The organism is Paenibacillus litoralis (assembly GCF_046244365.1).
Taxonomy (GTDB): Bacteria; Bacillota; Bacilli; order Paenibacillales; family NBRC-103111; genus Paenibacillus_V.
The window spans coordinates 5,763,105-5,787,938 of record NZ_CP176395.1 but is presented as its reverse complement, the minus strand read 5'-3'; the positions used below and the strand labels follow the sequence as shown (position 1 = coordinate 5,787,938).

General features: G+C 54.3%; 19 protein-coding genes, 2 pseudogenes and 2 riboswitches. Of the genes and pseudogenes, 18 read left to right on the top strand and 3 right to left on the bottom strand.

The window, feature by feature from the left end:
• The first annotated feature begins 19 nt into the window (after positions 1-19).
• From ACKGJP_RS24610 to ACKGJP_RS24560, 11 genes and pseudogenes are all read left to right on the top strand, one after another.
• Complete coding sequence (locus tag ACKGJP_RS24610; protein ID WP_409341429.1) at positions 20-949, top strand: carbohydrate ABC transporter permease; 930 nt, start codon at positions 20-22, stop codon at positions 947-949.
• A 32-nt stretch (positions 950-981) separates the two neighbouring features.
• Positions 982-1,830, top strand: a complete 849-nt coding sequence (locus tag ACKGJP_RS24605; protein WP_409341428.1) for a carbohydrate ABC transporter permease — start codon at positions 982-984, stop codon at positions 1,828-1,830.
• 85 nt (positions 1,831-1,915) lie between these two features.
• Positions 1,916-3,688 (top strand): sensor histidine kinase, encoded by a 1,773-nt coding sequence (locus ACKGJP_RS24600; RefSeq protein ID WP_409341427.1) that lies wholly within the window; start codon positions 1,916-1,918, stop codon positions 3,686-3,688.
• Positions 3,682-5,289: a response regulator gene (locus ACKGJP_RS24595; RefSeq protein ID WP_409341426.1), complete on the top strand. Its 1,608-nt coding sequence runs from the start codon at positions 3,682-3,684 to the stop codon at positions 5,287-5,289. Before ACKGJP_RS24600 ends, ACKGJP_RS24595 begins: the two co-directional genes overlap by 7 nt.
• A 112-nt stretch (positions 5,290-5,401) precedes the next feature.
• Entirely contained in the window at positions 5,402-6,757 is a 1,356-nt protein-coding gene (locus ACKGJP_RS24590; protein WP_409341425.1) for an ABC transporter substrate-binding protein, read from the top strand.
• 48 nt (positions 6,758-6,805) lie between these two features.
• Positions 6,806-6,949: a hypothetical protein gene (locus ACKGJP_RS24585; protein ID WP_409341424.1), complete on the top strand. Its 144-nt coding sequence runs from the start codon at positions 6,806-6,808 to the stop codon at positions 6,947-6,949.
• 52 nt (positions 6,950-7,001) lie between these two features.
• Positions 7,002-7,254, top strand: a pseudogene (locus ACKGJP_RS24580) (LLM class flavin-dependent oxidoreductase); the annotation flags it as partial.
• A 115-nt stretch (positions 7,255-7,369) separates the two neighbouring features.
• Positions 7,370-7,906, top strand: a complete 537-nt coding sequence (gene ssuE / locus ACKGJP_RS24575; RefSeq protein WP_409341423.1) for an NADPH-dependent FMN reductase — start codon at positions 7,370-7,372, stop codon at positions 7,904-7,906.
• Between the two features lie 136 nt (positions 7,907-8,042).
• Positions 8,043-8,141 (top strand): annotated as a pseudogene (locus tag ACKGJP_RS24570) (LysR family transcriptional regulator); the annotation flags it as partial.
• Between the two features lie 270 nt (positions 8,142-8,411).
• Positions 8,412-8,608, top strand: a riboswitch (cyclic di-AMP (ydaO/yuaA leader).
• A gap of 7 nt (positions 8,609-8,615) precedes the next feature.
• Positions 8,616-9,431 (top strand): 3D domain-containing protein, encoded by an 816-nt coding sequence (locus ACKGJP_RS24565; protein ID WP_409341422.1) that lies wholly within the window; start codon positions 8,616-8,618, stop codon positions 9,429-9,431.
• A gap of 586 nt (positions 9,432-10,017) precedes the next feature.
• The gene (locus ACKGJP_RS24560) at positions 10,018-12,099 is read left to right on the top strand and encodes a TaqI-like C-terminal specificity domain-containing protein (protein WP_409341421.1); all 2,082 of its coding nucleotides are present in this window, start codon (positions 10,018-10,020) and stop codon (positions 12,097-12,099) included.
• 181 nt (positions 12,100-12,280) lie between these two features.
• On the opposite strand, the gene ACKGJP_RS24555 is transcribed toward ACKGJP_RS24560, so the two are convergent.
• Both ACKGJP_RS24555 and ACKGJP_RS24550 read right to left on the bottom strand, forming a co-directional pair.
• On the bottom strand, positions 12,281-13,552 hold the full coding sequence (locus tag ACKGJP_RS24555; protein WP_409341420.1) for a glucuronate isomerase: 1,272 nt from the start codon (positions 13,550-13,552) through the stop codon (positions 12,281-12,283).
• A 361-nt stretch (positions 13,553-13,913) separates the two neighbouring features.
• Positions 13,914-14,120: a DUF1657 domain-containing protein gene (locus tag ACKGJP_RS24550; RefSeq protein WP_409341419.1), complete on the bottom strand. Its 207-nt coding sequence runs from the start codon at positions 14,118-14,120 to the stop codon at positions 13,914-13,916.
• 221 nt (positions 14,121-14,341) lie between these two features.
• Here ACKGJP_RS24550 and ACKGJP_RS24545 point away from each other — a divergent pair, with 221 nt between their 5' ends.
• The 4 genes from ACKGJP_RS24545 to spoVAE are packed head-to-tail and all read left to right on the top strand — an operon-like array spanning position 14,342 to position 17,118.
• Positions 14,342-15,202: a DUF421 domain-containing protein gene (locus tag ACKGJP_RS24545; protein ID WP_409341418.1), complete on the top strand. Its 861-nt coding sequence runs from the start codon at positions 14,342-14,344 to the stop codon at positions 15,200-15,202.
• Between the two features lie 50 nt (positions 15,203-15,252).
• Positions 15,253-15,729 (top strand): stage V sporulation protein AC, encoded by a 477-nt coding sequence (spoVAC, locus tag ACKGJP_RS24540; RefSeq protein ID WP_409341417.1) that lies wholly within the window; start codon positions 15,253-15,255, stop codon positions 15,727-15,729.
• A 1-nt stretch (position 15,730) separates the two neighbouring features.
• Complete coding sequence (spoVAD, locus tag ACKGJP_RS24535; RefSeq protein ID WP_409341416.1) at positions 15,731-16,750, top strand: stage V sporulation protein AD; 1,020 nt, start codon at positions 15,731-15,733, stop codon at positions 16,748-16,750.
• Between the two features lie 2 nt (positions 16,751-16,752).
• Entirely contained in the window at positions 16,753-17,118 is a 366-nt protein-coding gene (spoVAE, locus tag ACKGJP_RS24530; RefSeq protein WP_409347248.1) for a stage V sporulation protein AE, read from the top strand.
• Between the two features lie 89 nt (positions 17,119-17,207).
• Here spoVAE and ACKGJP_RS24525 read toward each other — a convergent pair whose 3' ends face one another.
• Entirely contained in the window at positions 17,208-18,113 is a 906-nt protein-coding gene (locus tag ACKGJP_RS24525; protein WP_409341415.1) for an NlpC/P60 family protein, read from the bottom strand.
• Between the two features lies 1 nt (position 18,114).
• Positions 18,115-18,326: riboswitch (cyclic di-AMP (ydaO/yuaA leader) on the bottom strand.
• A gap of 415 nt (positions 18,327-18,741) precedes the next feature.
• Between ACKGJP_RS24525 and ACKGJP_RS24520 the strand changes: the two genes are divergently transcribed.
• Genes ACKGJP_RS24520 through ACKGJP_RS24510 form a run of 3 tightly spaced genes read left to right on the top strand, consistent with a single transcriptional unit; the run spans position 18,742 to position 23,211 of the window.
• A complete protein-coding gene (locus ACKGJP_RS24520; RefSeq protein WP_409341414.1) occupies positions 18,742-19,701 on the top strand; it encodes an AAA family ATPase in 960 nt (319 codons plus the stop codon).
• A gap of 4 nt (positions 19,702-19,705) precedes the next feature.
• The gene (locus tag ACKGJP_RS24515; RefSeq protein ID WP_409341413.1) at positions 19,706-20,950 is read left to right on the top strand and encodes a DUF58 domain-containing protein; all 1,245 of its coding nucleotides are present in this window, start codon (positions 19,706-19,708) and stop codon (positions 20,948-20,950) included.
• On the top strand, positions 20,950-23,211 hold the full coding sequence (locus ACKGJP_RS24510) for a DUF4129 domain-containing transglutaminase family protein (protein WP_409341412.1): 2,262 nt from the start codon (positions 20,950-20,952) through the stop codon (positions 23,209-23,211). The genes ACKGJP_RS24515 and ACKGJP_RS24510 overlap by 1 nt, the downstream gene beginning before the upstream one ends.
• Positions 23,212-24,834: the final 1,623 nt, after the last annotated feature.

The following is a 24,834-nucleotide window of genomic DNA, read 5'->3' as shown; positions in this document are numbered from 1 at the left end:
AATCGATTGGAGGGGTACTATGGCTCAGACAACTGTAGCCGAAGGAAAGATCGCCGCAAGGCATAAATCCGGTTCACGCCCGTTGCCCGAGGGATTTTGGGGGTATTTGCTCATATCGCCTTGGTTGATCGGGTTTTTGGTTCTCACCCTTTGGCCGATGATGCAATCGTTCTATTTATCGTTCACGCATTACGATCTGCTTACGAGTCCGAAATGGGTCGGGCTGCAAAACTTCAACGATATTTTTACCGACAGCCCCGATTTCCGTATATCGATGAAGGTTACCTTTCTGTACGTCCTGTTCGGCGTGCCGTTAAAGCTGGCGTTCGCGCTGCTGGTGGCGATCCTGCTCAGCAAGGCGATTCGCGGCATGTCGTTGTTCCGCTCCGTCTTTTATTTGCCGTCTCTCATCGGCGGGAGTATTGCGATTTCGATGATATGGCGGGACATTTTCGGAAACCGAGGCATTTTCAACGTGATGCTGGGCAAGCTCGGCATAGAGGGCATGGACTGGATCAATACGCCGGGCACTGCGTTATATACGCTTGTTTTGTTGGCCGTCTGGCAGTTCGGCTCCTCGATGGTCATTTTTCTGGCAGGATTGAAGCAAATTCCCCGCGATTTGTATGAAGCCGCTTCCGTGGACGGAGCTTCGAGGCTGCGCACGTTCTTTTCCGTCACCTTGCCGATGCTGACTCCGATGATTTTGTTCAATATGGTCATGCAAACGATCTACAGTTTTCAAATGTTTACGCAAGCCTTCGTCGTCACGAACGGAGGGCCTATGAACTCCACGCTTGTTTACGCCCTTTATTTGTACAGAAAAGCGTTCAACTTTTTCGATATGGGGTACGCGAGCGCGCTGGCTTGGATTTTGCTGGTCATTATTGCGGTCATTACCGGCTTCATTTTCTGGTCATCCAAAAAATGGGTGCATTATGAGGCTTGATTCTATAGCGAACGAATGGAGTGGACCAAGGTATGGCGAGAGTTATAAAGAGGAAGTTGCCGGGGGATGTTGTCAAATATGCCGTTCTCGTGCTCGGTTCCCTATTGATGATCTACCCGATTGTATGGCTGTTCAGCAACTCGTTGAAATCAAACGCCGATTTTGCCAAAGGGGATTTGATTCCTGCCGTTCTGCACTGGGAAAATTACACGTATGGCTGGACGGCGATTCCGGGCTTTACGTTCGGACACTTTTTCTATAATTCATTCTTCATAACGATTCTTTCGGTGATCGGCACGGTGTTATCCAGCTCGATCGTCGCATACGGGTTTGCCCGAATCCAATTTCCTCTGAAGTCGATGTGGTTCGGCATTCTGATGATGACGCTGATGCTGCCAACGCAGGTTACGCTGGTGCCGCAATATATCCTGTTTAAAAATTTCGATTGGATCGGCACGACGCTACCGCTGATTGTCCCGCATTTTGTGGCGGCCAGCCCGTTTTTCGTCTTTCTGATGGTGCAATTCATCCGGGGCATTCCGAAGGATTTGGACGAAGCGGCGAAAATCGACGGCTGTTCCATTCCGGGGATCGGCATTCGCATTTTATTGCCGCTATGCAAGCCCGCGATGATTACGGCGGCTCTCTTCAGCTTTATTTGGACGTGGGACGACTTTTTGGCGCAGACGATTTACTTGACGGATACGGCCAAGTTTACGGTCTCCGTAGCGCTGCGGCTGTTTATCGACAGCGGCTCGGAGGTGACGTGGGGGCCGATGTTCGCGATGTCGGCGCTCGCTATTTTGCCCAGCTTTCTCATCTTCTTGTTCGCGCAAAAATATTTCGTTGAAGGGATCGCCACGACCGGTTTGAAAGGATAAGTGCCGCAGCTTGCGGAGTTTGACGGTTTCTCGGTGGATCGTTTATTCTAGTGATTATATTTTTCATTCACCAGGGTGGTAGACTATGAGGAATCCGTTCAAAGTGTTCTCCTTTCATTACACATTTTTCTTTACGTTCCTGTTCTTTTCGTTGTTTTTCATTCTGTTGATCGGTATGGCCAGCTATGCGATCACGAATCAAGAAACCGTCAAGCAGACGATTCAAGCAAGAAAATTGCTGCTAAGCGAGATCAACAAGCAGTTGATGACGCAAATGCAAGCGATCGAATACGATTCTCTTGCGATCAGCAGCAACCCGAAGCTCATTAACTATTTGCAAAATGCCGGTGAATCCTACGACCGCCTTCAGCAGAAACGGGATATTTTGGATCAAATCAGCCGGCTCAGCTACATCAAGGACGGGATCCATTCCGTGCAGCTTTTCAGCGAAAGCATCGACAGGCCGGAAGGAATCGGGACGAACGGCTTGTTTAATTCCGGCATCATCCAGCAATACGCTTGGTACGACCAGATCGTGAATGCCGATTCCTGTTGGGTGGGAGCCCACCAAGCGAATCCGGGCCAAAATGAAAGCGGTGACAACCGGGTCGTCAGCTTCGCTCGGAAGATCGAATCCTTATCGGGGAAGGAAGTAGGCATCCTTGTCATCAACATGAAGCTTTCGTATATGAATCAGCTTATCGCGAACATCGCGCCGGGCGATTCCCGGTATATCCTTGATTCTTACGACCGTTTGATCACCGAGATCGTCGGCAGCGGAATGGGGTCGTTTGCCGCGAATAACGAGAGGAATCAGATGAGCAACGTGCTCGACAAGTCGAATCAAGAAGAATACGCCATCTCCCGAAACAATCGGAAAATGCTGCTCATCTGGAATAAACAAAGCAGCTCCGACTGGGTTCTGATGGACGCCATCGCCTGGGACAATGTTACGAAAGCGAGCCGGCAAATCAAAAATGTCATCGTTCTTGCCGTGTTCGGCTGCATCGTGCTGGCGGTCGGCATGGCGCTGCTGCTCGCTTATCAATTCGTACAGCCCATTCGCAGGCTCATTCAAGTCGTCGGCCAGATCAAGAACGGCAAGCTCGACGTTCAAATCAAGAACGATTACCAGAACGAGTTCGGCAAATTGAACGAGCACGTGAACCTGATGGTCCGGCGCATCCGGCAGTTGCTTACCGAAGTCGACGACCAGAACCGGAAGAAGCGGGAAGCGGAGCTGCAAATGCTGCAGGAACAAATCAATCCGCATTTTATTTACAATACGCTTGATACGATTAATTGGCAGGCTATCGAATACGGCGCGCATAACATCAGCAAAATGCTCTCGCTTCTGGGCAAAATGCTGCGTCTCGGGCTTTCCAAGGGCTCGGCTTTCATCACGATTCGGAGCGAGATGGACTATTTGCAGTGCTATATCGAATTGCAAATGATCCGTTTTCAAAATGAGATCACCATCTCCCTCTCCGTACCCGAGTCGACGTATTCTTATTTGGTGCCGAAGCTCATGCTTCAGCCGTTTATCGAAAACGCGTTGATTCACGGGATGGAAAGAGGGAAAGGAGGAGAGATCGTCATCGTCGTCAGCGAGAATGAAACGGATTTATGGTTCACGATCGCCGATACCGGGAAGGGGATGGATAGTAAAGAGCATTTTACTAACGGAAAAATGAAGGGAAGCGGCATCCGCAATGTGAGAGAGCGCATCCATCTCTATTTTGGCGAAAGCTACGGCGTGGATATTCAAAGCAATCGGAGCACGGGGACGACGGTCAAAATAAAAATCCCGAAGGTGTCTCCGGCGTATCCCGAGTCAGGGGAGGGACATTCATGCTGAAAGCGGTAATCGTCGATGACGACGTATCCACCTTAAACGGCTTGAAAAAAGCGGTTAATTGGGAACGACTGAACATACAGGTTGTCGGAACGGCCGAGAACGGGCAGGAAGGACTTGACCTGATCGAAGCGAGCCAGCCTGATCTCATCTTAACCGACATCTATATGCCCGTTATCGACGGCATCGAAATGCTGAAACAATTGCGAGAGCGCAATCAAACGACGGAAGTTATCATCCTCAGCGGGTACGAGGACTTCAAATACGCGAAATCGGCTTTAAAGCTCAACGTTCACGACTATATATCGAAGCCGGCCACGATCGATGAGATCGAAGCCGTTCTGCTCACGGCATCCGCCAAGGCGCTCAACCAGAAGCAGGCGGTCAAGGAAGATAAGGAATGGCGCGAGCTGCTGGAGTACAACCGCCCGTGGGCGAAGAAGCAGCTGTTCAAGGAGCTGCTGGAGCCGGTGAACGTCCAGTCCTCTTATTTCGCGAAAGCCGCGGAGTATTTGAAGGTTGATTTGACCCATTGCCATTTTGCCATCGTCATGATCGAGTTTCTGAAGGATGGGGCACGATTCAATTGCAAAGCCAGCGACTGGCCCCTGTTTTCCTATGCGGTGAACAATATCATCGAGGAAGTCATCGGCTCCAAAGCAGGCATTTACGTGGCGGACGTTCAGCTCCAAATGGTCACGCTCATCGTATCCGCACCCGGGGCCTCAAGAAAGGAAGCGGTCGTCAGCCGCGCCAAGCAGATCGCGCAGCAGATTATTCAATCGATTCAGCAATCGATCAAGCTGAACGTTTGGGCGGCGATCGGTTCCACGGTCGATTCCGCAGGGGATATCCATCTTTCCTATAAAGAAGCGATGAATTTGATGGAGGAACGCCAATATTTGCTCGACAGCCGGATCATTACGAAGGAGGACGTCAGCATCAAACCTCGCGACCTGCCCTTGCGTCCGATCGAAAGCTACCATGCGATGGTGGATGCAGCCATACAAGGACAGAGCGAGCTGGTTCAGCAAAAAAACGGGGAATTTTTAGCGTACTTGAAGTCGAGAACGGATCTGAGCATTGGGATGCTGAGGGAGTTCGCCGTCGATTTTAGCGGGGTGCTGGTCGTCGCGCTGTACGATCACGGGCTGCGGATCGAGGATGCCGACGCGAATTACCATTCGTATAAGGAGCTGGAACGGATTTGCGATAAAGAAGATCTGGCATCTTGGATAAACGGGATTTTGCTGGCGGTGTGCCGGTTGATGGACAAGCGGGTGTCTACCAAGCATAAGAAGACGATCGACTTCATTACACGGTTCGTTCACGCGAACTATGCGGACGATATTTCGCTTGATATGATCGCGGATAAAGTGTATTTGACCCGAAATTATTTAAGCCAAATATTCAAGCAGGCGACAGGTGAAAATTATAACGTTTATTTGACGAAGGTACGGATGGAGAAAGCCAAGGAGCTGATGATGACGGGCAATTATAAGCTGTACGAGATTTCTCAAATGGTCGGTTACAAAAATAATGCCTATTTCAGCCAGCTATTCAAAAAGTATACGGGTTATAATCCTTCGGAATTCAATCAGTAGTAAATAGGAGAAGAAATTGTAGATTTGTATGATTTCTTTGCCGGTTACGGTTTACTATAATGACCCATGTAAGCGGATTTATGCCAAATTATACTAACAAGGGGTGTGGCAGGTGAAGTGGCTTAAAGCGATTCAAAGCAGAATGTTGTTGTCGGCGTTAACGCTTGTCGTGTCGGCCGGCGTCGTTGCAGGCTGCGGCGGTACGAAGACGGACGGTACGGCGGCTTCTACGGATTCAAAAGGGGGCAGCGAAAAGGAAAACGTCGAGCTTCGGTTCTCATGGTGGGGCAGCCAGCAGCGGCATGATCTGACGATCAAAATGATCGAGAAGTTCCAGCAATTGCATCCGAATATAAAAATCAAGCCGGAATATTCCGCCTTCGGCACGTATCACGATAAGCTAGCCACCCAGGTGGCCGGGAGCAACGCTCCGGATTTGATCAGCATAAGCATCATCTATTTGAAGGAGTACGCGGATCGCGGCGTGCTGATGGATCTGAAGAACTTGGCAGGCAAAGACATTAAGGTGGACGGGCTCGATCAAAACCTGCTGGCCAATCAGGCGACGGTCAACGGAAAACTGGTGGGCCTACCGCTTAGCAAGAGCGGTTCCGTCATGTTTTACAATAAAGAAATGTACAAACAGGCGGGCGTGGAACCGCCGAAAATGGACATGACCTACGACGAATTTTTCGACAAAGCCCGTGAAATGAAGGGCAAGCTCGGCAAGGACAAGTACGGCGCCAACGACATGTCCGGCCTGTTCGAAGCATTCATGTATTACTTGTTCTCCAAAGGCGATGTGCTGTTCAAAGACAACAAGTTAGGCTATAAGGACGAAAACTTTAAAGCCTGGCTGGAGATGTGGGACAAGGCGAGAAAGGAAGGGATCGTTCCTCCGGCAAGCGAAACTTCGTCCTATCAGCTGGCTACGTATGACCCTAACAAGGAGCCGATCCTTAAAGGGACCGTCGCGATGGAAGGACCCTTGTTCGTACCGTACTTCCCGTCGATGGACGGCGTACTGAAGGACAAGCTGGAGATGACGACGATGCCTCGCGCCGACGTGTCCAAGAAGACGGCCAGCGTGCTGCTGCCGGGTATTTTCTTCAGCATGAACGCCAAGACGAAGCATCCGAAGGAAGCGGCGATGTTCATGGACTTCATGATCAACTCGGCGGAAGCGGCCGACATTCTCGGAACGGAAAGAGGGCTTCCCGACAACAAAAAAATGGTGGAGTACCTGAAGCCGAAATTTACGCCTCTCGAAAATAAGATGCAGGACGTGCTCGAGCATATCGGCAAGAACGATCCGGGCTGGTACGACGGCGGTCCGAAGGGTGCCGGGGAGGTAGGCAAGCTGTTCGAGCAAACCGTGCAGAAGCAGCAGTTCGGCAAAGCGACGATCGATGAAGTCGTTGCCGAGTTCCGCAAGGAAGCGAATAAAGTGTTCGAGAAAAACAACTGAATCATGGCAGGAAGCTGATGTCGGTATTGCCGGCGTCAGCTTTTTTTAGTGTCTGACAACGCCCCGCGCCCCGAAGCGGAGCAGGCCGAGCAGTTCGCAGCCGAAGTTGCGCCCGTGCTGCGGCGCGAGATTCCTAGCAAGGTATGGAACGAAGTGCCGCCAAAGGATGTGCAGGCGATGCAAACGGGATAGGCATGCCTAATTCCTAAGGGGGAAGGCGGCGTGGCTGCGGGGAGGCGTTTATATGGCGGACAAGAAACAATTGAAATTGGGCGCGATTTTGCACGGGGTTAGCGGCAGTATAAGCGGCCGGCGGCATCCGATAGCGGTCACGGACGCAAGCGTCAATTTCGAGCTTTACAAATCGTGGACACGAAAGACGGAAGATGGTAAGTTTGATTTTGTATTCATAGCGGACGGTCTCTACATTACGGAAAAAATCGATCCCGCATTTTCTGAACCGTTTCGAGCCGGTTACGGTAGTTCGTCAGGTCGCCCACGAGTCGGATACGCTTCGCGGCAATCTGGGTGTTCCGATTCCGGAAAACCGCTACACTACACAAGCCGTATCCCGGTAATACGGGCGGCGGCATATAAGGAGAGAATAACGAAATGGCGAACATCGTATTGATTTCGGGTAGTCCTGCAGCAAATTCGAGGCTGAACGGCGTACTTCAGGTGCTGGAGCGGCAGCTGACGGAAGAAGGCGCACAGCATTCGCGCATTTCGGTAGTCGAGCTGCCGCCGGAGGATTTGGTCTACACGAAATTCGATAGTCCGGCCATTGCGGCTGCAAATCGGCTTATTGAGCAGGCGGATGCGGTCGTCGTGGCGACGCCGGTATACAAAGCATCCTATACGGGCGTGCTGAAGGCGTTCCTCGATCTGATCCCGCAGAAAGGGCTGGAAGGCAAAGTGACGCTACCGGTCGCAATCGGGGGCACGGTTGCCCATCTGCTCGTGATCGATTACGCGCTCAAGCCTGTACTGTCCGCGCTCGGCGCCCGCCATCAGCTGCAAGGGGTATACGTTCAAGATTCCCATGTGCAGCGGCTTGAAGGCGGACTGTTTCAAGTGGATGAAGAAATTGCCGGTAGAATTCGCCAAGCGGCGCAGGAACTGGTCGCTTCTCTTCCGAATCGCGGGTAACGATAACCGGTATCGGAAACAGTCGGTCTGACGAGCGTTTGGGCGTCAAGGCCGGCTTTTTTTTGCGAACGGGGAACCTCTGTACGCATATGAGGCCATCCGTTCGTCTGCGCCGAGCATGTAACGGCGGAAAGCGATCAGCCGTCAGCCGCTCGTCTTTTTCGAGTGCGTGTCGCTGGATTGGCTTCGGATTCACCGGGTATTCCAAAATCTCGATCAACCGAGCGCTTTTGCCGAAAATGCGACGCAAAAATACGTGGTACATGTTGGTAATTGGAGGCAAAGCGGATTCGCTGGAATCGGGGTTGTCGTTTTTTGCGATGCTGCGCGATTATGGCAGAAATATGGCGCATGAGGGAGAATTCAAGCGTTCATAGCATGGCGCTCTTATAGGAATAACTAGGGATTTGGCGGTAAGGAATGCCTTCGTCATAAGGCCGGTTTTTCAGGGAATCTTGTAAAACTGTAAGAAAATGTGGGTTTTCGTATCGAAGGGTCTATGTTAGTCTTACAGGAGCCGAAACTTCCGCTCCGGAAGTGCGGGGGACGATATATTATGAACGTAAAATGTCCGGCGGTCAATCATTATTTTAAAACCGGTACGTTTATCGTTCGTTTGGGGTGAATCTCGCATCAGCGAGTAGGGACTAACCTTTGGTCCGAACCCGACAACTAACCTCGTAGGCAATAGATATCAAAGGAGACTGCTATGACTTTCAATCCTGTAAAAAAGACGCTGGCAGGCCTTGCCATTAGCCTGTCCATCGCCGCCTTTGCTTTGCCTGCGCATGCTATGGAAGTTGCGGAGGACACGTATGCGGTGCAAGAAAACGATACGTTTTGGTCCGTTTCGCAAAAGCTTCACATTCCCCTGATGGATTTGCTCGCAGCAAACAAAACGATCGATCCGATGAACGTATATAAAGGATTGACTTTCAACCTTCCTCCGATGCTTGAAAAGACCGTATTCGCTTATAAGGCTGAATCCGATCAAGCCCCTGCGGTTGCGGTACAAGCGGCTCCGGCAGCTGAACCGGCGCAAGCCGAGCCCGCGCCGACAACGGCAGCGGCGACCCCGGCGCCGACTCCGGCAGCCAAAAAGGTTGCGGCAGCCCCTGTAAAGGCTGAGGCGAAAGCGACGCCTGTAAAAGCGAAGCCCGTCGCAGCAGCGAACACGGTAAACACGGCAAACGGCAAAACCGTTTCGTACAGCAAAATGATTCCCGTCGTCGCAACGGCTTATTCCGATGCGGCGGAAGAGAACGGCGGCTGGGGCGCAGTCGATTACTTCGGCAATCCGCTCAAGGTCGGCACCATTGCCGTCGATCCGAACGTGATCCCGATGGGAAGCAAGTTGTATGTGACCGGCTATACGTTTAACGGACTGCCGACAGGCATGATCGCAACCGCATCCGATCAGGGCGGCGCGATTAAAGGAAACCGCATCGATATTTTCATCCCGAATTCGATGGGCAATGTTCAATCGTTCGGCATGCAAAACGTGAAGGTATACGTTCTGAAATAAGACCGTTACAAAGATTAGTTTTACCCGATCGCACATTTTCATGACGTGAACGGCCGAAAATAGCAAGCTGCACCGGTTTACATACCGGTTCCGGCTTGCTTTTTTTGCTGTCATCCAGAACCGTTTACGGTTCGTAAGTGTTTAAGGATGAATCCGCTTTCGATGGGGCGGTTTTTCGAATGGAGTTGAAAAGGAGAGCCGGTTGCGTTCGATCGGGACCTCGGCCAACCCCTTGCCTCGCCGCCGGTCAATCGCGCCTCCGAAACCGCCGCTTCTGACTGCGGCGGTTTCGGAGGTTTTTTCGCCGGCACGCTTGTGGTACAATCCCAATCGTGTCCGAATTACGTTTAGGCTTGTATACGCACCAATATTTTTGCTTGCAAGTCGTAACCTGTCTGGATGTTCCAGTGTTTCTACTAAATCCAAGGGAGCATTTTCTAGAACCGGCGTTATTCGCCTGCTGAACGGGATAATATAGGAAAGAAGCCTTACGACGGAAGGAAAAGCGGCGCCGCTGACGAAGCCTATAGATGGCAAAGTCCCGCGAGCATAAGCATCGTATGGACAGACAGAGGGGGGCCTCGCGTTGGATAATCAACAATATATACGGGTCGAAGAAGCTGCGCAACTGCTCGGCGTGTCGGGAGCGACCGTTAGAAATTGGCTGAAGGCGGGAAAACTCGCCGCCTATAAAGAAGGGAGATCGCCTCTCTTCGACAGGAGAATCGTAGCGGAGCTCCGAACGGAGCTGTTCGCTGCGAACTCCCAGCGGCTAAAGCAGAGAAGAAACAAAGCCGCGGCGGAAGGCAATCTGATTCCGGCGGAGTATGTGAAATCCATGGGCCTAGTGGAGCTGGCCAGGACGGTCGTTCAACTGGTCGGCGAGGAAAACGCAGCCGTGCGCTCCGAAGCGGTTTTGGCGGAGATCGCCTTGCGGCTTCTCGCCGATAGAGGGCATATCGCCGCAAAAGAGACGGATTTGCGTGCCGGCGGCATCTTGGCGGCGGTACACGCCGGTAAAATAACGCTTGGCGCTTACGGCAATCCGATTTCCGCTTTGTTCGATTTCCGGAAGGACGGACCGAGCCCGGTGGAGCAGTCCGTCATGCGCAGGCTGCTTAAAACCCCCGTGCGGTATATGGAGGGGGAGGACTTGCTCGGACTCTTGTACATGTCGCTCTCCAATCTGCGGACCCGGAAGCCGCAGGGCAGCTACTATACCCCGTCCAAGCTCGTTGAAGCGCTGGTAGAATCGAGCCTGAAGCTGCTGGCGGACCATCCGCTGCCTGCCGTAATCGATCCGTGCTGCGGGTCGGGAAATTTTTTGATTCATACGTATTTATCGCTTAAAGCGAAGCTGCTTCAAGCCGGTACGGCTGTAGAAGACGCAGAACGGATTTTGCGGACGCGATGCATGACGGGCTATGACATCGACCCGGTTGCCGTCAGCCTGGCCAAGGTGAATATGTCGCTTCTTGCGGGGCGTACGGAGGACGAGTCTTCGCTGGATTTTCGTATCGTGCAGCAGAACTCGCTGGCGTCCGCGGAAACGGCTTCGGAGAAGTTCGATCTTGTGATCGGCAACCCGCCCTGGGGCTACAAATTTAATCATGAGGAAATCGCCGCCTTGCGCAAAGCTTATTTTTCGGCGGGATCGTCGGTGGAGTCCTTTGCGCTTTTTATGGAAAGCGGCGTCAACATGTTGGGAGAAGGCGGCTTGCTCGCGTTCCTGCTGCCGGAGGCGGTGCTGCATGTCCATCTGCACCGGCCTATACGCCGACTGCTGCTGGAGAGGACCAGTATCGAGCGTATCGAGCTGCTGGGCACGCCCTTCAGCCGCGTCTATGCGCCTGCCGTCACGCTAACGGTCCGCAAAACCGCACCCGATGCCGCGCATGCGGTTAAGGTGCTTGCAGGCGAAGAAGCTTATGAGGTCGCCCAAACGCGATTTGCCGAGAACGAGCAAAGCGTATTCAACGTGCAGGCGACGGATCGGGAGCATGATTTGCTCGAACGGATGAAAACGCTGAAGGGCGCCATGTTTCTGGGCGGCCACGCCGAGTTTGCGCTTGGGATCGTGACGGGCAATAACGGTCTGTATGTGCAAGCCGAGAAGCCGGAGGGCGGGGAGGTCGTGCTCAAGGGCAACAATCTCTATAAATACAACTACAACCCGGGCAACAGCTATCTCCTGTTCACGCCGGATAAATTCCAGCAGGTGGCGCCTGAGCAAACGTATCGCGCCAAGGAAAAGCTGCTGTACCGGTTCGTCAGCGAGCAGCTCGTCTTCGCCTATGACGACAGCCGGCGATTATCGCTCAACAGCGCAAATCTGCTGATTCCGAAGCTGCCCGGCTACTCCGTCAAATATGTGATGGCCGTTCTCAACTCGCGGCCGATCCAATATTTTTATTCGCACTCGTATCAGTCGGTCAAGGTGCTCCGCGGATACATCGAATCGCTTCCGATTCCGCCCTGCGGGCTTGAACAGCAAGAGGAGATCGTCCGTTTGACCGACGCTTTGAGGCGGCAAAAAAAGCTTGCTTCGAGGCTTGCGCTTTACGAGCAAATCGATGAAATCATCATGGATTTGTTCTGCTTGCTTCCCGAGCATAAAGCGCTGATTCGCAAAAAGCTGCCAGCCGTCAAATTTTTGTCCGTTCGGTAAGGCGCCTTTGGATAATCCACCGTATCCGGCTGCTAATTTTGCATACAGATAATGACTTATAACCTTCTCAGCGCAGCGAATGGTTGTCAGGAACTGAAAAAAGCCTCTCACCGGCATGGTGAGAGGCTTTTTATGCCGAGGGGAGCCTTTCGGCCCTGTGAAGCATGCTGCCGGCGCTTCGTTACGCCTGTTTCGCAGGGTCAGGGCGTCCGAGAAACGTCCAAAAGGCGCCGCCCAACAAATCTTCGATATCCCGGCGAATCTCTTCTTCCTCCAGCCGCCAGCCGGCATCGAACAGGTCGCCGTACTTTTCGCAAAGCACCTTAGCGATAATCGCCCGTGAGTGATCCCATTTGTAGATCAGCTGGTCCAGAATCCGGCAGTCGGAATGCTGCGGGATGACGCTGCCGCCAAGCAGTTCGAGCCGCATACGCGTTATTTCCTCGATTAAGCTGGGATTGTTGAGGAACCACCAGCAGCCGAATACGAGCAGATTGCGGTTTTTGCGGGCCGTAACGGCCAGTTCGTGCTGGTTTTCGCGAGACAGCATCGTAACCAGAAACTTGTTGTCCGGATAGCGGCTGACGATTCGTTCGACCGTTCCGATATCGCTCTTGCCGACGCTGTCCCCGGCGAAACGGAGCGAAGGGTTAACCTGACGCTTGACGCCGATCATCATGGCAAAAGGAATATCGGCCTCTCGCGTGACCGGAATGATGCACTCGTCGATGATTCGAACGCGTGCGGATTGCTCCGGATAGGCGAAATCGTTCGGCAGGGAAACCGCCATATAGAGCGGGTTCATGACGGAAATCCACGTCTTCAGGAAACGGCGGACTTCGTCGATCGTCCGGCCCGACAAATCGGCCTGTACATCGTATCCTTGCTCCTTTAAGCGAGGCCAGGTAGTGTCCCACGCGTTAAGGAGAGGGTCGATGCGCAGCGCGGCCAGAAAACGCGAATCGGAGCGGCCTTGACGGGCTTCCCATGCGGGCAGCTCGGAAGCGTCGAACGGATCGTTCGTCATGACGACGGTTTTGACCTTGGCCAGCTCGAGCACCCGGTCGATATAATCGCCTGCGCTGACGCTGCGGAAATAATCGCGGTAGCTTTCCAAATTACGGTCGGACAGGTCGAAGCCGAGGCGGTTTAGGACGGTGACCACTCCGCGGCATGCTTCGCTATAAGGCGAGTGCTCGATAAAAAGCGTTTGCCAGATGAGGTTCGCTTGTTCTTCCTTGGTCATGCTCCAAAATTGTTCGTAAGCCATATTCGGATGATAGCGGAACGTTTCGGCAATTAAATAATGATACGTGAGCAGCTCGTCGATTCCCCACAGAAGGAGGTCGCCGAACGATTCGGCAAACAAGTGCGTATGAATATCGGTGACGGGCGTATCCCGCACCGTTTCCTCGACAAAAGCGTGCAGTGCGTGCTTCGATTGAATTGCCATGCTATAGAAAATCCCCTCTCTTATGCAATTGTTAACGTGAACAATGGTATTATATCATTTTTGCTTCGTTAGGCATATACCCAACCGAACCGATTGCCCGTGACATACGCTGATAAAAAGGGATAAACGCCCGGAGCCTGGCGGTTGCCGTAACGGAATGAAGGGCGGCTTTGAAACTTGTTCCAAATAAGTCGTAAAAGGAGACATTGCGATGGGCGCTGTTGCCGGATTCGTTCTTCTCGTGCTGGTGCTTTTCATACTGCTCGTATTTTTATTGCTAAGTCTGGCCGATCTGCTGAAATGACAAAAAAGCCTGGATGCATCCGAATGCATCAGGCCTTTTTTGTTGCTTGGAGTAAGCCTAGAAGCCTTTATATTGCGGCTCTTCCTGCTCCAGCTGCTGAACGCGAGAATTGACTTGATCGCAGATCTGCTGCGTCGATTGCGCCGCTTGCTCGAACATCGTCTTCGCTTCCTGGTTCTGCGTGTTCAGAGCGAACGATTCCAAGCTCGCTTGAGCGCTTTTTAATGACGCCAAGCACGTTTTTACTTGAGATGCTACTGTCATTGCTTTTCAACTCCTTTCCTTTTCCCGAAAACTAATATAACCATTTCCCCGGTATCTCATGTATGTCCGGTTTGCCTCGCCATGAGAAATTGGACGGATTTGCCGTCAGCGTTTCTTTTTGGCAATGGCTCATAAGTGTGGGGCGTTTGGCGAATAATTTACATCGACGGTCATTTACAACAAGGCTCTTTTGAAAATGTGCATAAGAAAGGGGAATTCAAGTGCCACCCTGGATGATTATCGCGATACGTTCGCTCGGAGCCGTTGCCATCCTGTTTGCGATGACCCGTATTTTAGGGAAAAAGCAAATATCCCAGCTCACGTTTTTCGAATACATAACGGGCATTGCGCTCGGAGAATTGGCCGGTTTTCTGTCGACGGACATGGAAGCCCACTACATGCACGGTATCGTGGCAATCCTGGTCTGGTTCGCGGTTCCGTTCTTTCTTGAATACCTTACGCTCAAAAGCAAACGGCTTCGGGAATGGTTCGAGGGGAAGGGAACGGTGATGATCAAGGACGGCAAAATACTGGAGGACAATTTGAAAAAAGAGCGGTTTACCGGGGACGAACTGCTGGAATCGCTGCGTACGAAAAACGTCTTTCGGGTCGCCGATGTCGAATTCGCGATGCTGGAGCCGAGCGGAGACTTAAGCGTTCTGCTCAAAAAGGAGCAGCAGCCTTTGACGCCGGCCTCCTTGGGCATTACCCAATCGCCGGAGCAGGAACCGCAAACGGTCATTATCGATGGCAATATTATGGACGAGGGGCTTGCGACAAGCGGCTTCAGCCGCGGATGGCTCAGCACCGAGCTGGAGAAAATAGGGGTAGCCGCGGACAATGTGTTTATCGCCCAGGTTGATGCGCACGGACAGCTGTATGTGGATTTGTTCGACGATCAAATCAACGTGCCGGCTCCCCAGGCCAGGGCGCTCTTGCTGTCGGCGCTCAAAAAGTGCGAAGCCGATCTGGAATTGTTCGGCATGTCTACGCACAACGAATCTGCGAAAGCGATGTATGATGACTGTGCCGCTCGCCTGACACGGGAAATTGCCAATGTAACGCCCCTGTTGAAGCGGTAATTAGCGGCTCCGGCCGCGCGCCGTCCAAATACGAATGGAGGAAACCCGATATGGCCAACAACAAGACGAAGAACATGACGCCGACGCAGCAAGAATACCAGGAGCTAGCCAAGCAAAAGGAACCGCCAAGGCCCGTCGGCAAAAACTGTATGCGGGCCTTCCTCGTCGGGGGCTTCATTTGCTTGATCGGACAAGGACTGATGGAGATGTTCAAGGCGTGGTTCGATTTCAACGACAAAACCGCGGGCAACCCTACGGTTGCCGTGCTTATTCTGATATCCGTCATCCTGACTACCTTCGGCATTTACGACAAAATCGCGCAATGGGCGGGAGCGGGCTCGTCCGTTCCGGTTACGGGCTTCGCCAACTCGCTCTGCTCCGCCGCGCTTGAGCATAAGAGCGAAGGGCTTGTGCTCGGCGTGGGGGGAAATATGTTCAAGCTGGCGGGCTCCGTTATCGTATATGGGGTCGTGTCCGCGTTTGTGATCGGTATTTTGCACCTTATTTTCGGGACGGGGGGCCAGTAATATGCTGCAGGGACATCAAAGCTGGCGCTTCAAAAACCGGCCGGTCATCTTGTCGGCTGCCACTGTCGTAGGTCCGGACGAGGGGGAGGGGCCCCTTGCCAACGACTTCGATATCGTACACGGAGACTTGACGCTGGAGCAGAAAACATGGGAAAAGGCCGAAAAAATGCTGATGGAAGAGGCGGCCCAGCTGGCGATCAAGAAATCGGGCATTACGAAAGAGCAGGTGCAGTTCTACGTCGGCGGCGATTTGCTGAATCAAATCATCAGCAGCAGCTTTGCGGCGCGGACGCTCTCGATTCCGTATCTCGGGGTCTTTGGGGCTTGCTCGACCTCCATGGAAAGTTTGGCCATCGCTTCCATGATCGTCGATTCCGGCTCAGCCAAGTATGCCATGGCCGGCACGTGCAGCCATAACTGTACCGTGGAAAAGCAGTTTCGGTACCCGACCGAATACGGCTCGCAGAAGCCTCCGACCGCTCAGTATACGGTGACGGGGGCGGGAGCTGCTATCGTCGCCCCAAAAGGAGACGGACCGGTTGTCACGCGGGCCACGATCGGGAGGGTAATCGACATGGGGATTAAGGACCCGTTCAACATGGGGGCTGCCATGGCGCCTGCCGCTGTCGATACGATTCAAGCCCATTTCCGCGATTTCGGCACGAAACCGAGCGAATACGATCTGATCGTAACCGGCGATTTGGCCACGGTCGGTTACAACATAGCGAACGAGCTGTTCGACAAGCACGGCTTTCCGATTCATCAAACGACCTACAAGGATTGCGGCTTGATGGTATATGACGTGAACTCGCAGGGCGTCCAGTCGGGAGGCAGCGGCTGCGGATGCTCCGCCGTCGTCACCTACGGGCATCTGCTGAAGAAGCTGGCTTCGGGCGAGCTGAATAAAATATTGGTCGTTGCGACCGGCGCTCTGCTCTCCCCGCTCTCATTCCAGCAGGGAGAAAGCATCCCATGCATCGCGCACGCGGTTGCCATCGAGAATAAGGAGGCGACGGCATGATCATGCAATTTTTTTGGGCGTTCGTGATCGGCGGCGCGATATGCGTATTCGGACAGCTGCTCATGGATATCGGCAAACTGACGCCGGCCCATACGATGAGCACGCTTGTCGTGATCGGGGCTATCGTCGACGGCATCCAGATCGGCGGGAAAAGCTTATACGACCGGTTTATTGAATTCGCCGGAGCGGGCGCGACGGTGCCGATTACGAGCTTCGGCAACTCGCTCGTTCACGGCGCCTTGATGGAGCTGCGGCTCCACGGCTGGATCGGGGTCGTATCCGGCATGTTCGAAGTAACGAGCGCCGGCATTTCCTCGGCGATCATCTTTTCGTTCCTGGCGGCGCTGTTCTTTAGGCCGAAGGGCTGAGGCATACCTGTAAACAATGCTAGAATGAAACGACAAAACGGCATCTTCCGTCACTTGGGACGGAGGATGCCGTTTGACTTTTTAAGCGGCTAAAGCACGTGCTTGGCGCCGACATAGTACTTCTGGCTCCAGCTGCTGTAGAGGCTGGTAACCGTTACGCCGCGCGTTTTGCCGGACGAGGCGTTAATATACTGGCCGTTCCCCATATACAAACCTACATGAAAAACCCTGCCGCGGTCGGCAAAGAAGACGAGGTCGCCCGGCTGAGGATCGGATACGCCGTATCCCGCCGAAGCGTACATATCCGCCGATGTGCGGGGCAAGTCGACGTTGAATTTGTCAAATACGTATTGTACGAAGCCCGAGCAATCGAAGCCGTTCGGCGTCGAGCCGCCCGTGACGTAAGGCGTACCCATGTACTGTTCCGCGACGTCGATCAGATCTGCCGCAGGATCCGGCTTTGGTTTATACCAGGCAGGCGAGTGGAACTTGCCGTCCGCTCCCAAAATGGCGATCCAATTGTCGTTGTCCCATTGCATGATGCTGCCGAACGTATCGGCGATCCACCGTACGGGAACGTATATCGCCCCGTTCACGAATTGCGGTACGTGTTCGAACGTGCGAGGCTTCCCGTCGATCGTCGCGTTCGCATCATTGGTCGTGATAACGGCCGTATGTGCGCCGCCGCCGATCGTAACCTGGATGTCCGCGTTCTTTTGACTCCACTCCAGCTTGTAGCCCATTGCTTCCATGACGGTGCGGAGCGGCACTTGCAGCACGCCGGATTCGTCGATAAAAGGCTGAGACTCGGGAAACGAAACCAAAGCGTCGTTAACCTGTACCTTGGCGCTAGTGTCGACTGCGGCGGCTTGCGCTTGGCCGCCGGCAAATAGGACCGCTGTAAGGATACCGCATGTAAGCGCTACCGTTTTCCAGCCTCCATGTTGACGTACGATCGGCGCTGCGTTTCTGATTTTCTTTTTCCAAAAATTCAAAGCCTTTCCTCCTAGTTGTCTCCGAGGTTAGTTGTCGGGTTCGGGAAGAGGTATTCCCTAGAAGGCGGGTCGGCCGCCACCATTCACCCCTATGAGCATGCCCGAAACAGCCGGCTTCCGCGGTTTGCCGAAAAGCAGCCTTCGTTGATGCGTCCTTGTGGATCGTCCCCCGTACCGACGCTTTTGCTGCGCCGGATTCGACCTTTTTTTGTGTTGAACTTCCTCCGTAAAGGATTTCACGCTTGTAAAGCGTAAGCTTCTTCCTTATGTAAGGATCATGATCAATTGAAAGACTATCACAAATGACTTCAACCGCGCAATATGTTGGAGCCGCACAATTAATGGAAACGGATCGGTGGGATTTCCAAACGCCGAAATTTCAGCGCTGCAATATTCAGAAATGTACGAATTTACAAAATTTTTTATCGAGATTGCACGTATACTTCCAATTTGAAATTTTGTAGAATGAAGAAGAGTCTAGAAAAAGCGAGTGCATTTACTTGTTTTTGGGAATTTTTATTGATCCTTTATAGATTTCCCAGCTGTTTAGAAAACATTTTTTGGTGCTTTCCGTAACCGTTTTCGGACGGGAAGTTTACCGATAGCCCGGTTGGAGGAGGAGCAGAAGATGGACGCCATTTGGAAAGAGCAGACTCAGGTTATTAAACAGCTGAATGCGAACTTGGAAGCTTGTATTTTAGGGAAAAGCAAAGAAATCGAATTGCTGCTCACGGCTTTTCTCGCCGGAGGCCATGTTCTGCTGGAGGATGTTCCCGGCACCGGCAAGACGGTGCTGATTAAAGCGCTTGCGAAATCGATCGACGGCCAATTCCGCCGTATTCAGTGCAACCCGGATTTGCTCCCTACGGATATTACCGGCGTTTCCATTTATCATCCCAAAAATGAAACGTTTATGTTCCGGCCGGGTCCGATCATAACGAATATATTGCTTATCGATGAAATCAATAGAGCGACGACCAAGACGCAATCGGCTCTGCTTGAAGCGATGGAAGAGGGACATGTCACGGTAGACGGCGAATGTTACGTGCTGCCGGCGCCGTTCCTTCTGCTCGCCACGCAGAACCCGATCGACTTCGAAGGCACTTACGTGCTTCCGGAAGCTCAGCTGGACCGGTTTATGATGAAATTCAGCCTCGGCTACCCGGACGAACAAACGGAAAACCGGATGATCATCGAGCAGAGCAAAAGCCACCCGCTCGATTCGCTCACGCCGGTCATGACCGCGCACGAGGTGACGCTTCTGCAGGCAAAAGCGCGCGAGATTCATATGGATGAAGCGGTAGGGCAGTATGCCGTAGCGCTGGCCCGGACGACAAGGGAGCACCCGTCCGTTTTTCTCGGGGCGAGCCCGCGAGCTACGCTTGCGCTTGTGCAGGCTGCGAAGGCGTATGCCATGCTTCAAGAAAGAGAGTATGTCATTCCCGACGATTTGAAAGCTCTTGTGCCTTATGTCTTCGGCCATCGCCTGATATTGAACGCGGAAGCGCGAATGGAAGGAGCGACCGCTGATTCGGTGCTGCAGTCGGTGTTTCAACAGGTGAGAACGCCTGTTCGATTGGAGAAGTGATCCGATGAGCGAATTCACCGGTTGGATGGATCGTAAAGCGAGCGGGCTGTCGCAGCGTTTCTGGGTGCTGGTCGGCTGCTTTGGCGGCAGCTTGCTGTTTCTGCTGTTTCAGGGCGGGAAGCTGGCTTCCATGCTGTTTGCCGTAGTGTGCGTCATCAGTGTGTATTTGGTTCTCGGCCGATGGAGCGGCGTCGCAAAAGCGCAAGGCACGCGGGCGCTCTCAGCCGGCGGCGGCGAGCAGGAGATCGAAGCGGGCAAGTCGCTTACGGTCAAGCTTAACGTACATGTGCCCGGCTTTTGGCCCGTGCCGTACGTGATGATCAAAGACAAGCTGAAGCGCAAAGGCGGGCGCGAGCAGTCGTTCGATACGTCGCTCGTGCTGGATTGGCACCGCAGAGGATGGGTGGAATACGTGACGCCGCCGCTGCGCCGAGGTTTTTACCATTTTGAAGCGACGGAATGCTCGACGGAGGATATTTTCGGCATCTTCGAGCATAAGGGGGAGATGAGTCTCCCGACCAGCTTCAGCGTGCTGCCGCAGCGCGTGCCGATCAAGGAATGGAAGCAGCTGCACCTCATGCTGAGGGGCATGCACCATCATTCGCAAACGACGCGGGCCGTTAGGGAAACCACGCAAATAAACGGCGTGCGCGAATATATTTACGGAGATAAGCTATCGCGCATCCACTGGAACGCGACGGCCAAAACCGGCACATGGAAATCAAAGGAATTCGAGCGCGAATCACTGCCCAAAACGATGATCGTGCTCGACCGCAGGACGAAGCATTACGCCTCAGCCGAGCAGTTCGAACGCGCGGTTTCGGTGGCGGCTTCGCTGTTCGAATACGGTATGAAGCGGGACCTGGCGCTGGGTCTGCTGTCCGTCGGTACGGACTCGACCTACATAGAGCCGCGGAACGGGACCGGCCATCTCAAAAGCATATTGAATCATTTGACCGATGTCGAAGCGGACAGCAGTTACGGCCTTCAGCGCGTGCTGGCCGACCGGTCGCGGCATTTCGTCCCGGGGACGTTCATGGTAATCGTATCTCCGTCCAAGGGCGAGGAGATCGTGCAGACGTTCGGCTGGCTGGATCAGCGGCAGCTGAATGCTTGCCATATGTGGATTTGCGGCGATATGGCGGAGGGCCGCGATAATTGGACGAAGCAGTTGAACGCCGTCGGCTATCTCGGCTATGCGATTCCGTCTTTGCAAGACCTTTCGAATGCGCTGGGGGGGCGGAGCTGATGCGGAAGCAATCCTGGCTATGGAAAATCGTGGCGGGAGACTGGCAGGAGAGGCTGACGAAGCTTTTTGCCGGCTTCCTGCTTCTGCAGTACGTTTCATGGATCGTCGAAGAGGACGGCGTATGGCTGCCCGAAACGGCTAGGCTGGTGACGGCGACGCTCGTTCTTGTTTTTGCCGTCGAGCTGTTCTATGGGATCAACCGCTGGATCCGGTTCATCGCGCAGCTTGCCGTCGTCGTGGTCGCGACCGGCTTTACTGCCGGGTACGAGCCTGTCGCAGGCAGCATCCGGTCCTTCAAGAAGTTCGGCCAATTGTTTGCGGATAATGCGGGTCAGCTGCATCCGTTCATCTGGTTCAGCTTGGGCGCCTGGCTTGTTTACTTGTTTACGATGTGGTATGTGCGCAAGAAGAGCCGCATCTATATCGTCATGCTGTTCAGCGTACTGGCTTTGGGCATACGGGATTCGTTCAGTCTGATCATCTTATGGGATGAGCTGGCGCTGATCATTTGCAGCGGACTCTGTTTGCTGGTTGTTCGCCATCTGGTTCAGCTCAAAAGCAAAAGTCCGACCGGCTGGTCTCATATTGCCGACTACCCTGCCACCTTTGCGGTTACCATTTTTCTTTTGCTCGTCCTAACGATGGGATTCGGGGCGATTGCACCGGAGACGGGCAATCTTTTGACCGACCCGTATACGATGTACAAAAACTGGAAGGGCGAAGCCATTCCCGTATCCGGCAAAGGTAAGGTTACGGCATCCTCGATCGGTTCCACCGGAAACGCGACTTCGGGATACAGCCGTAACGACGAGAGCTTGGGAGGCGGGTTCGAATTCGACTATTCGGTCGTCATGACGATCGACTCCTCGAATCGCAGCTATTGGCGCGGCGAAACCCGGTCGTTCTATAACGGGACCGGCTGGGAGGCGGCCGAGTCCGAGAAGCAGCCCGGCCAGACCGGCATTACGGCAGGAAGCGCGCTGGCGACCGACCCGCTGATGCAGAACGTCAAGACGAAAATGGTCGAGGTTCGCCAAACGGTAACGATCGAGAAGGAAGAACAATTTCCGGTTCTGTTCGGGGCGTTTGCCATTTCGAAGGTGGAAAGCATCAATAATGCGGCGACGGGAATCGAGCGGCTGCAATGGTCGGCCGGGCAGGCTTCGCTGAAGTGGCCGGAAGCGACGAGGACGAACCGGATCCAGTATCCGAAGACGTACACGCTCGTTTCCCAAGTTCCGTTCATCGACGAAACGGGTTTACGGACGGCTCCGCTCGAGCAGCCTGACCGTCAGGCGTTGGCCGACTACTTGCAGCTTCCGACTACGCTGCCTCCCCGCGTGCGTCAATTGGCGCTGGACATTACGCAGAGCGCAGCCAACCCGTACGACAAAGCCAAAAAAATCGAACAGTATTTGCAGACGAATTACAAATACAACAACAAACCTCCGACGACCGGCAGAAGCAGGGATTTCGTGGACCGCTTCCTGTTCGAGCTCAAGGAAGGGTACTGCGACTATTATTCGACTGCGATGGCTGTGCTGGCGCGATCTGTCGGCCTTCCGACCCGTTGGGTCAAAGGCTATGCGCCCGGCGAGACGAATCAGGAGGAGCTCCTTTCCCGGGGAACCTTGCCGGAAGGCCTCATCGACGTCAACGGACCCGCCGTGTTCACGGTCCGCAACTCGCATGCGCATTCCTGGGTGGAAGTGTATTTTACGGGCTGGGGATGGATTCCGTTCGAACCGACAAGCGGATTTGCGCTGCCCAACCTCAAACCGGCCGACGAGCCAGTCGTCGAGCCGATCACGGAGCCGTCGGAAACGACTGCGGCTCCTGTGGAAGCGGAGCCCCGGAACTGGGGCAAGCCGATAGCCGTAATTACCGGATCCGTGCTTCTTGCCGCCGCGCTGGCCGTGCTTGTCTGGCGTTATCGCAGACCGCTTGCGAAGCAGCTTAGACGGATCAGCTGGCTGGAGAAGCTTAGCCGCAAACGCGAACCGGCAACCTTAAACCAGCAGGTGATCGTCGCATACGGGAAGCTGCTGCGCCGTTCCAGGCGCAAAGGCTACGCCGCTTACGAGCATGAGACCGCCCGTGAAACGATGGGCCGCTGGATTCGCAAGGACGCCTGGCTGGCGAAGGATCTCGAAACGCTGCTGGCCATTTTCGAGAAAGCCAAGTACAGCAATAACCCGATAACGCCGGAGGAATGGTTAAAGGCGTCGTCCATCACGCATAAGCTGCGTAAAGAAATGTAGGCGGCTCAGCTTCTCGAGCCGACATGAAAAGCCGTCGTCCCTGTTTATACAACGGGGATGACGGCTTTTCGGTGCTTTCCTAACCAAGAACCTAACCAAGAACCTAACCAAGAACCTAACCAAGAACCTAACCAAGAACCTAACCAAGAACCTAACCAAGAACCTAACCAAGAACCTAACCAAGAACCTAACCAAGAACCTAACCAAGAACCTAACCAAGAACCTAACCAAGAACCTAACCAAGAACCTAACCAAGAACCTAACCAAGAACCTAACCAAGAACCTAACCAAGAACCGCATAGCTATCTGGAGTTTCTAGATTGACTTTGTTTCAGCTTGTCCTGATAGCCATTTTGACTCTTGCATGTAAAAGGGAGTAGGCAGGCTTCAATGTGGTATCCTGCCTCACTTCTTCTGGAGATAGTGAAGGAAAGTTCATTATTAGTGAATCAAAGTTCACTATTTACAGCCATTGGAGGCTTTTTGCTGAGATAGTGAATGAAAGTTCAGTAATAGTGAACTTTAGCGCCAAATAGCGACGTTTACTTCACTATTGGGATGTTTTTACGCGAGGTCGTTGTAAATAGTGAACGTAGGTTCATAAATAATGAACCCAAGTTCACTATTTTTCCTCCGGTTCGTATAGTTCATGCAGCTTGATGGGCTTCCGCAAAACACGCTTACGCCTTTTGTGCTGCTCATGACGGGAGTCAGAACCCTGCCTGTTGTCGTCGCCACGCTCATTGCTGGCGTCTTTGTAGTCGCCAACGTCGCTCTGCGATCCTCGAGAGTCCTGGCCGTCGCTGCCGCCGTGCGAGCCGCCCGAGCCTTGGCAGCCGCCGCCGCTCTGCGAGCCGCCCGAGCGTTGGCTGTCGCCGCCGCCGCTCTGCGAGCCGCCCGAGCCTTGGCTGTCGCCGCCGCCGTGCGAGCCGCCCGAGCCTTGTCCGCCGCCACCGCTCTGCGCCCCGCCCGAACCATGGCCGTCGCCGCCGCCGTGCGAGCCGCCCGAACCATGGCCGTCGCCGCCGCCGTGCGAGCCGCCCGAGCGTTGGATGTCGCTGCCGCCGTGCGAGCCGCCCGAGCGTTGGCTGTCGCCGCCGCCCTGCGAGCCGCCCGAGCCCTGGCCGCCGCCCTGCGAGCCGCCCGAGCCTTGGCTGTCGCCGCCGCTCTGCGAGCCGCCCGAGCCTTGGCCATCGCCGCCGCTCTGCGAGCCGCCCGAGCCTTGTCCGCCGCTGCCGCCCTGCGAGCCGCCCGAGCCCTGGCCGTCGCCGCCGCCGTGCGAGCCGCCCGAGCCCTGGCCGCCGCCGCCGCCCAGCGAGCCGCCCGAGCCTTGGCTGTCGCCGCCGCCGTGCGAGCCGCTCGAGCCTTGGCTGCCACCGCCGCTCTGCGAGCCGCCCGAGCGTTGGCTGTCGCCGCCGCTCTGCGAGCCGCCCGAGCGTTGGCTGTCGCCGCCGCTCTGCGAGCCGCCCGAACCATGGCCGTCGCCGCCGCTCTGCGAGCCGCCCGAGCGTTGGCTGTCGCCGCCGCTCTGCGAGCCGCCCGAGCGTTGGCTGTCGCCGCCGCTCTGCGAGCCGCCCGAGCGTTGGCTGTCGCCGCCGCTCTGCGAGCCGCCCGAGCGTTGGC

Coding starts and splice junctions, on each gene's coding strand:
- ACKGJP_RS24555 (WP_409341420.1), bottom strand. CDS start 13,552: ATGGCAATTCAATCGAAGCACGCACTGCACGCTTTTGTCGAGGAAACG.
- ACKGJP_RS24520 (WP_409341414.1), top strand. CDS start 18,742: ATGGACGCCATTTGGAAAGAGCAGACTCAGGTTATTAAACAGCTGAAT.
- spoVAE (WP_409347248.1), top strand. CDS start 16,753: ATGCAATTTTTTTGGGCGTTCGTGATCGGCGGCGCGATATGCGTATTC.
- ACKGJP_RS24515 (WP_409341413.1), top strand. CDS start 19,706: ATGAGCGAATTCACCGGTTGGATGGATCGTAAAGCGAGCGGGCTGTCG.
- spoVAC (WP_409341417.1), top strand. CDS start 15,253: ATGGCCAACAACAAGACGAAGAACATGACGCCGACGCAGCAAGAATAC.
- ACKGJP_RS24610 (WP_409341429.1), top strand. CDS start 20: ATGGCTCAGACAACTGTAGCCGAAGGAAAGATCGCCGCAAGGCATAAA.
- ACKGJP_RS24600 (WP_409341427.1), top strand. CDS start 1,916: ATGAGGAATCCGTTCAAAGTGTTCTCCTTTCATTACACATTTTTCTTT.
- ACKGJP_RS24550 (WP_409341419.1), bottom strand. CDS start 14,120: ATGACAGTAGCATCTCAAGTAAAAACGTGCTTGGCGTCATTAAAAAGC.
- ACKGJP_RS24510 (WP_409341412.1), top strand. CDS start 20,950: ATGCGGAAGCAATCCTGGCTATGGAAAATCGTGGCGGGAGACTGGCAG.
- ACKGJP_RS24595 (WP_409341426.1), top strand. CDS start 3,682: ATGCTGAAAGCGGTAATCGTCGATGACGACGTATCCACCTTAAACGGC.
- ssuE (WP_409341423.1), top strand. CDS start 7,370: ATGGCGAACATCGTATTGATTTCGGGTAGTCCTGCAGCAAATTCGAGG.
- ACKGJP_RS24565 (WP_409341422.1), top strand. CDS start 8,616: ATGACTTTCAATCCTGTAAAAAAGACGCTGGCAGGCCTTGCCATTAGC.
- ACKGJP_RS24605 (WP_409341428.1), top strand. CDS start 982: ATGGCGAGAGTTATAAAGAGGAAGTTGCCGGGGGATGTTGTCAAATAT.
- spoVAD (WP_409341416.1), top strand. CDS start 15,731: ATGCTGCAGGGACATCAAAGCTGGCGCTTCAAAAACCGGCCGGTCATC.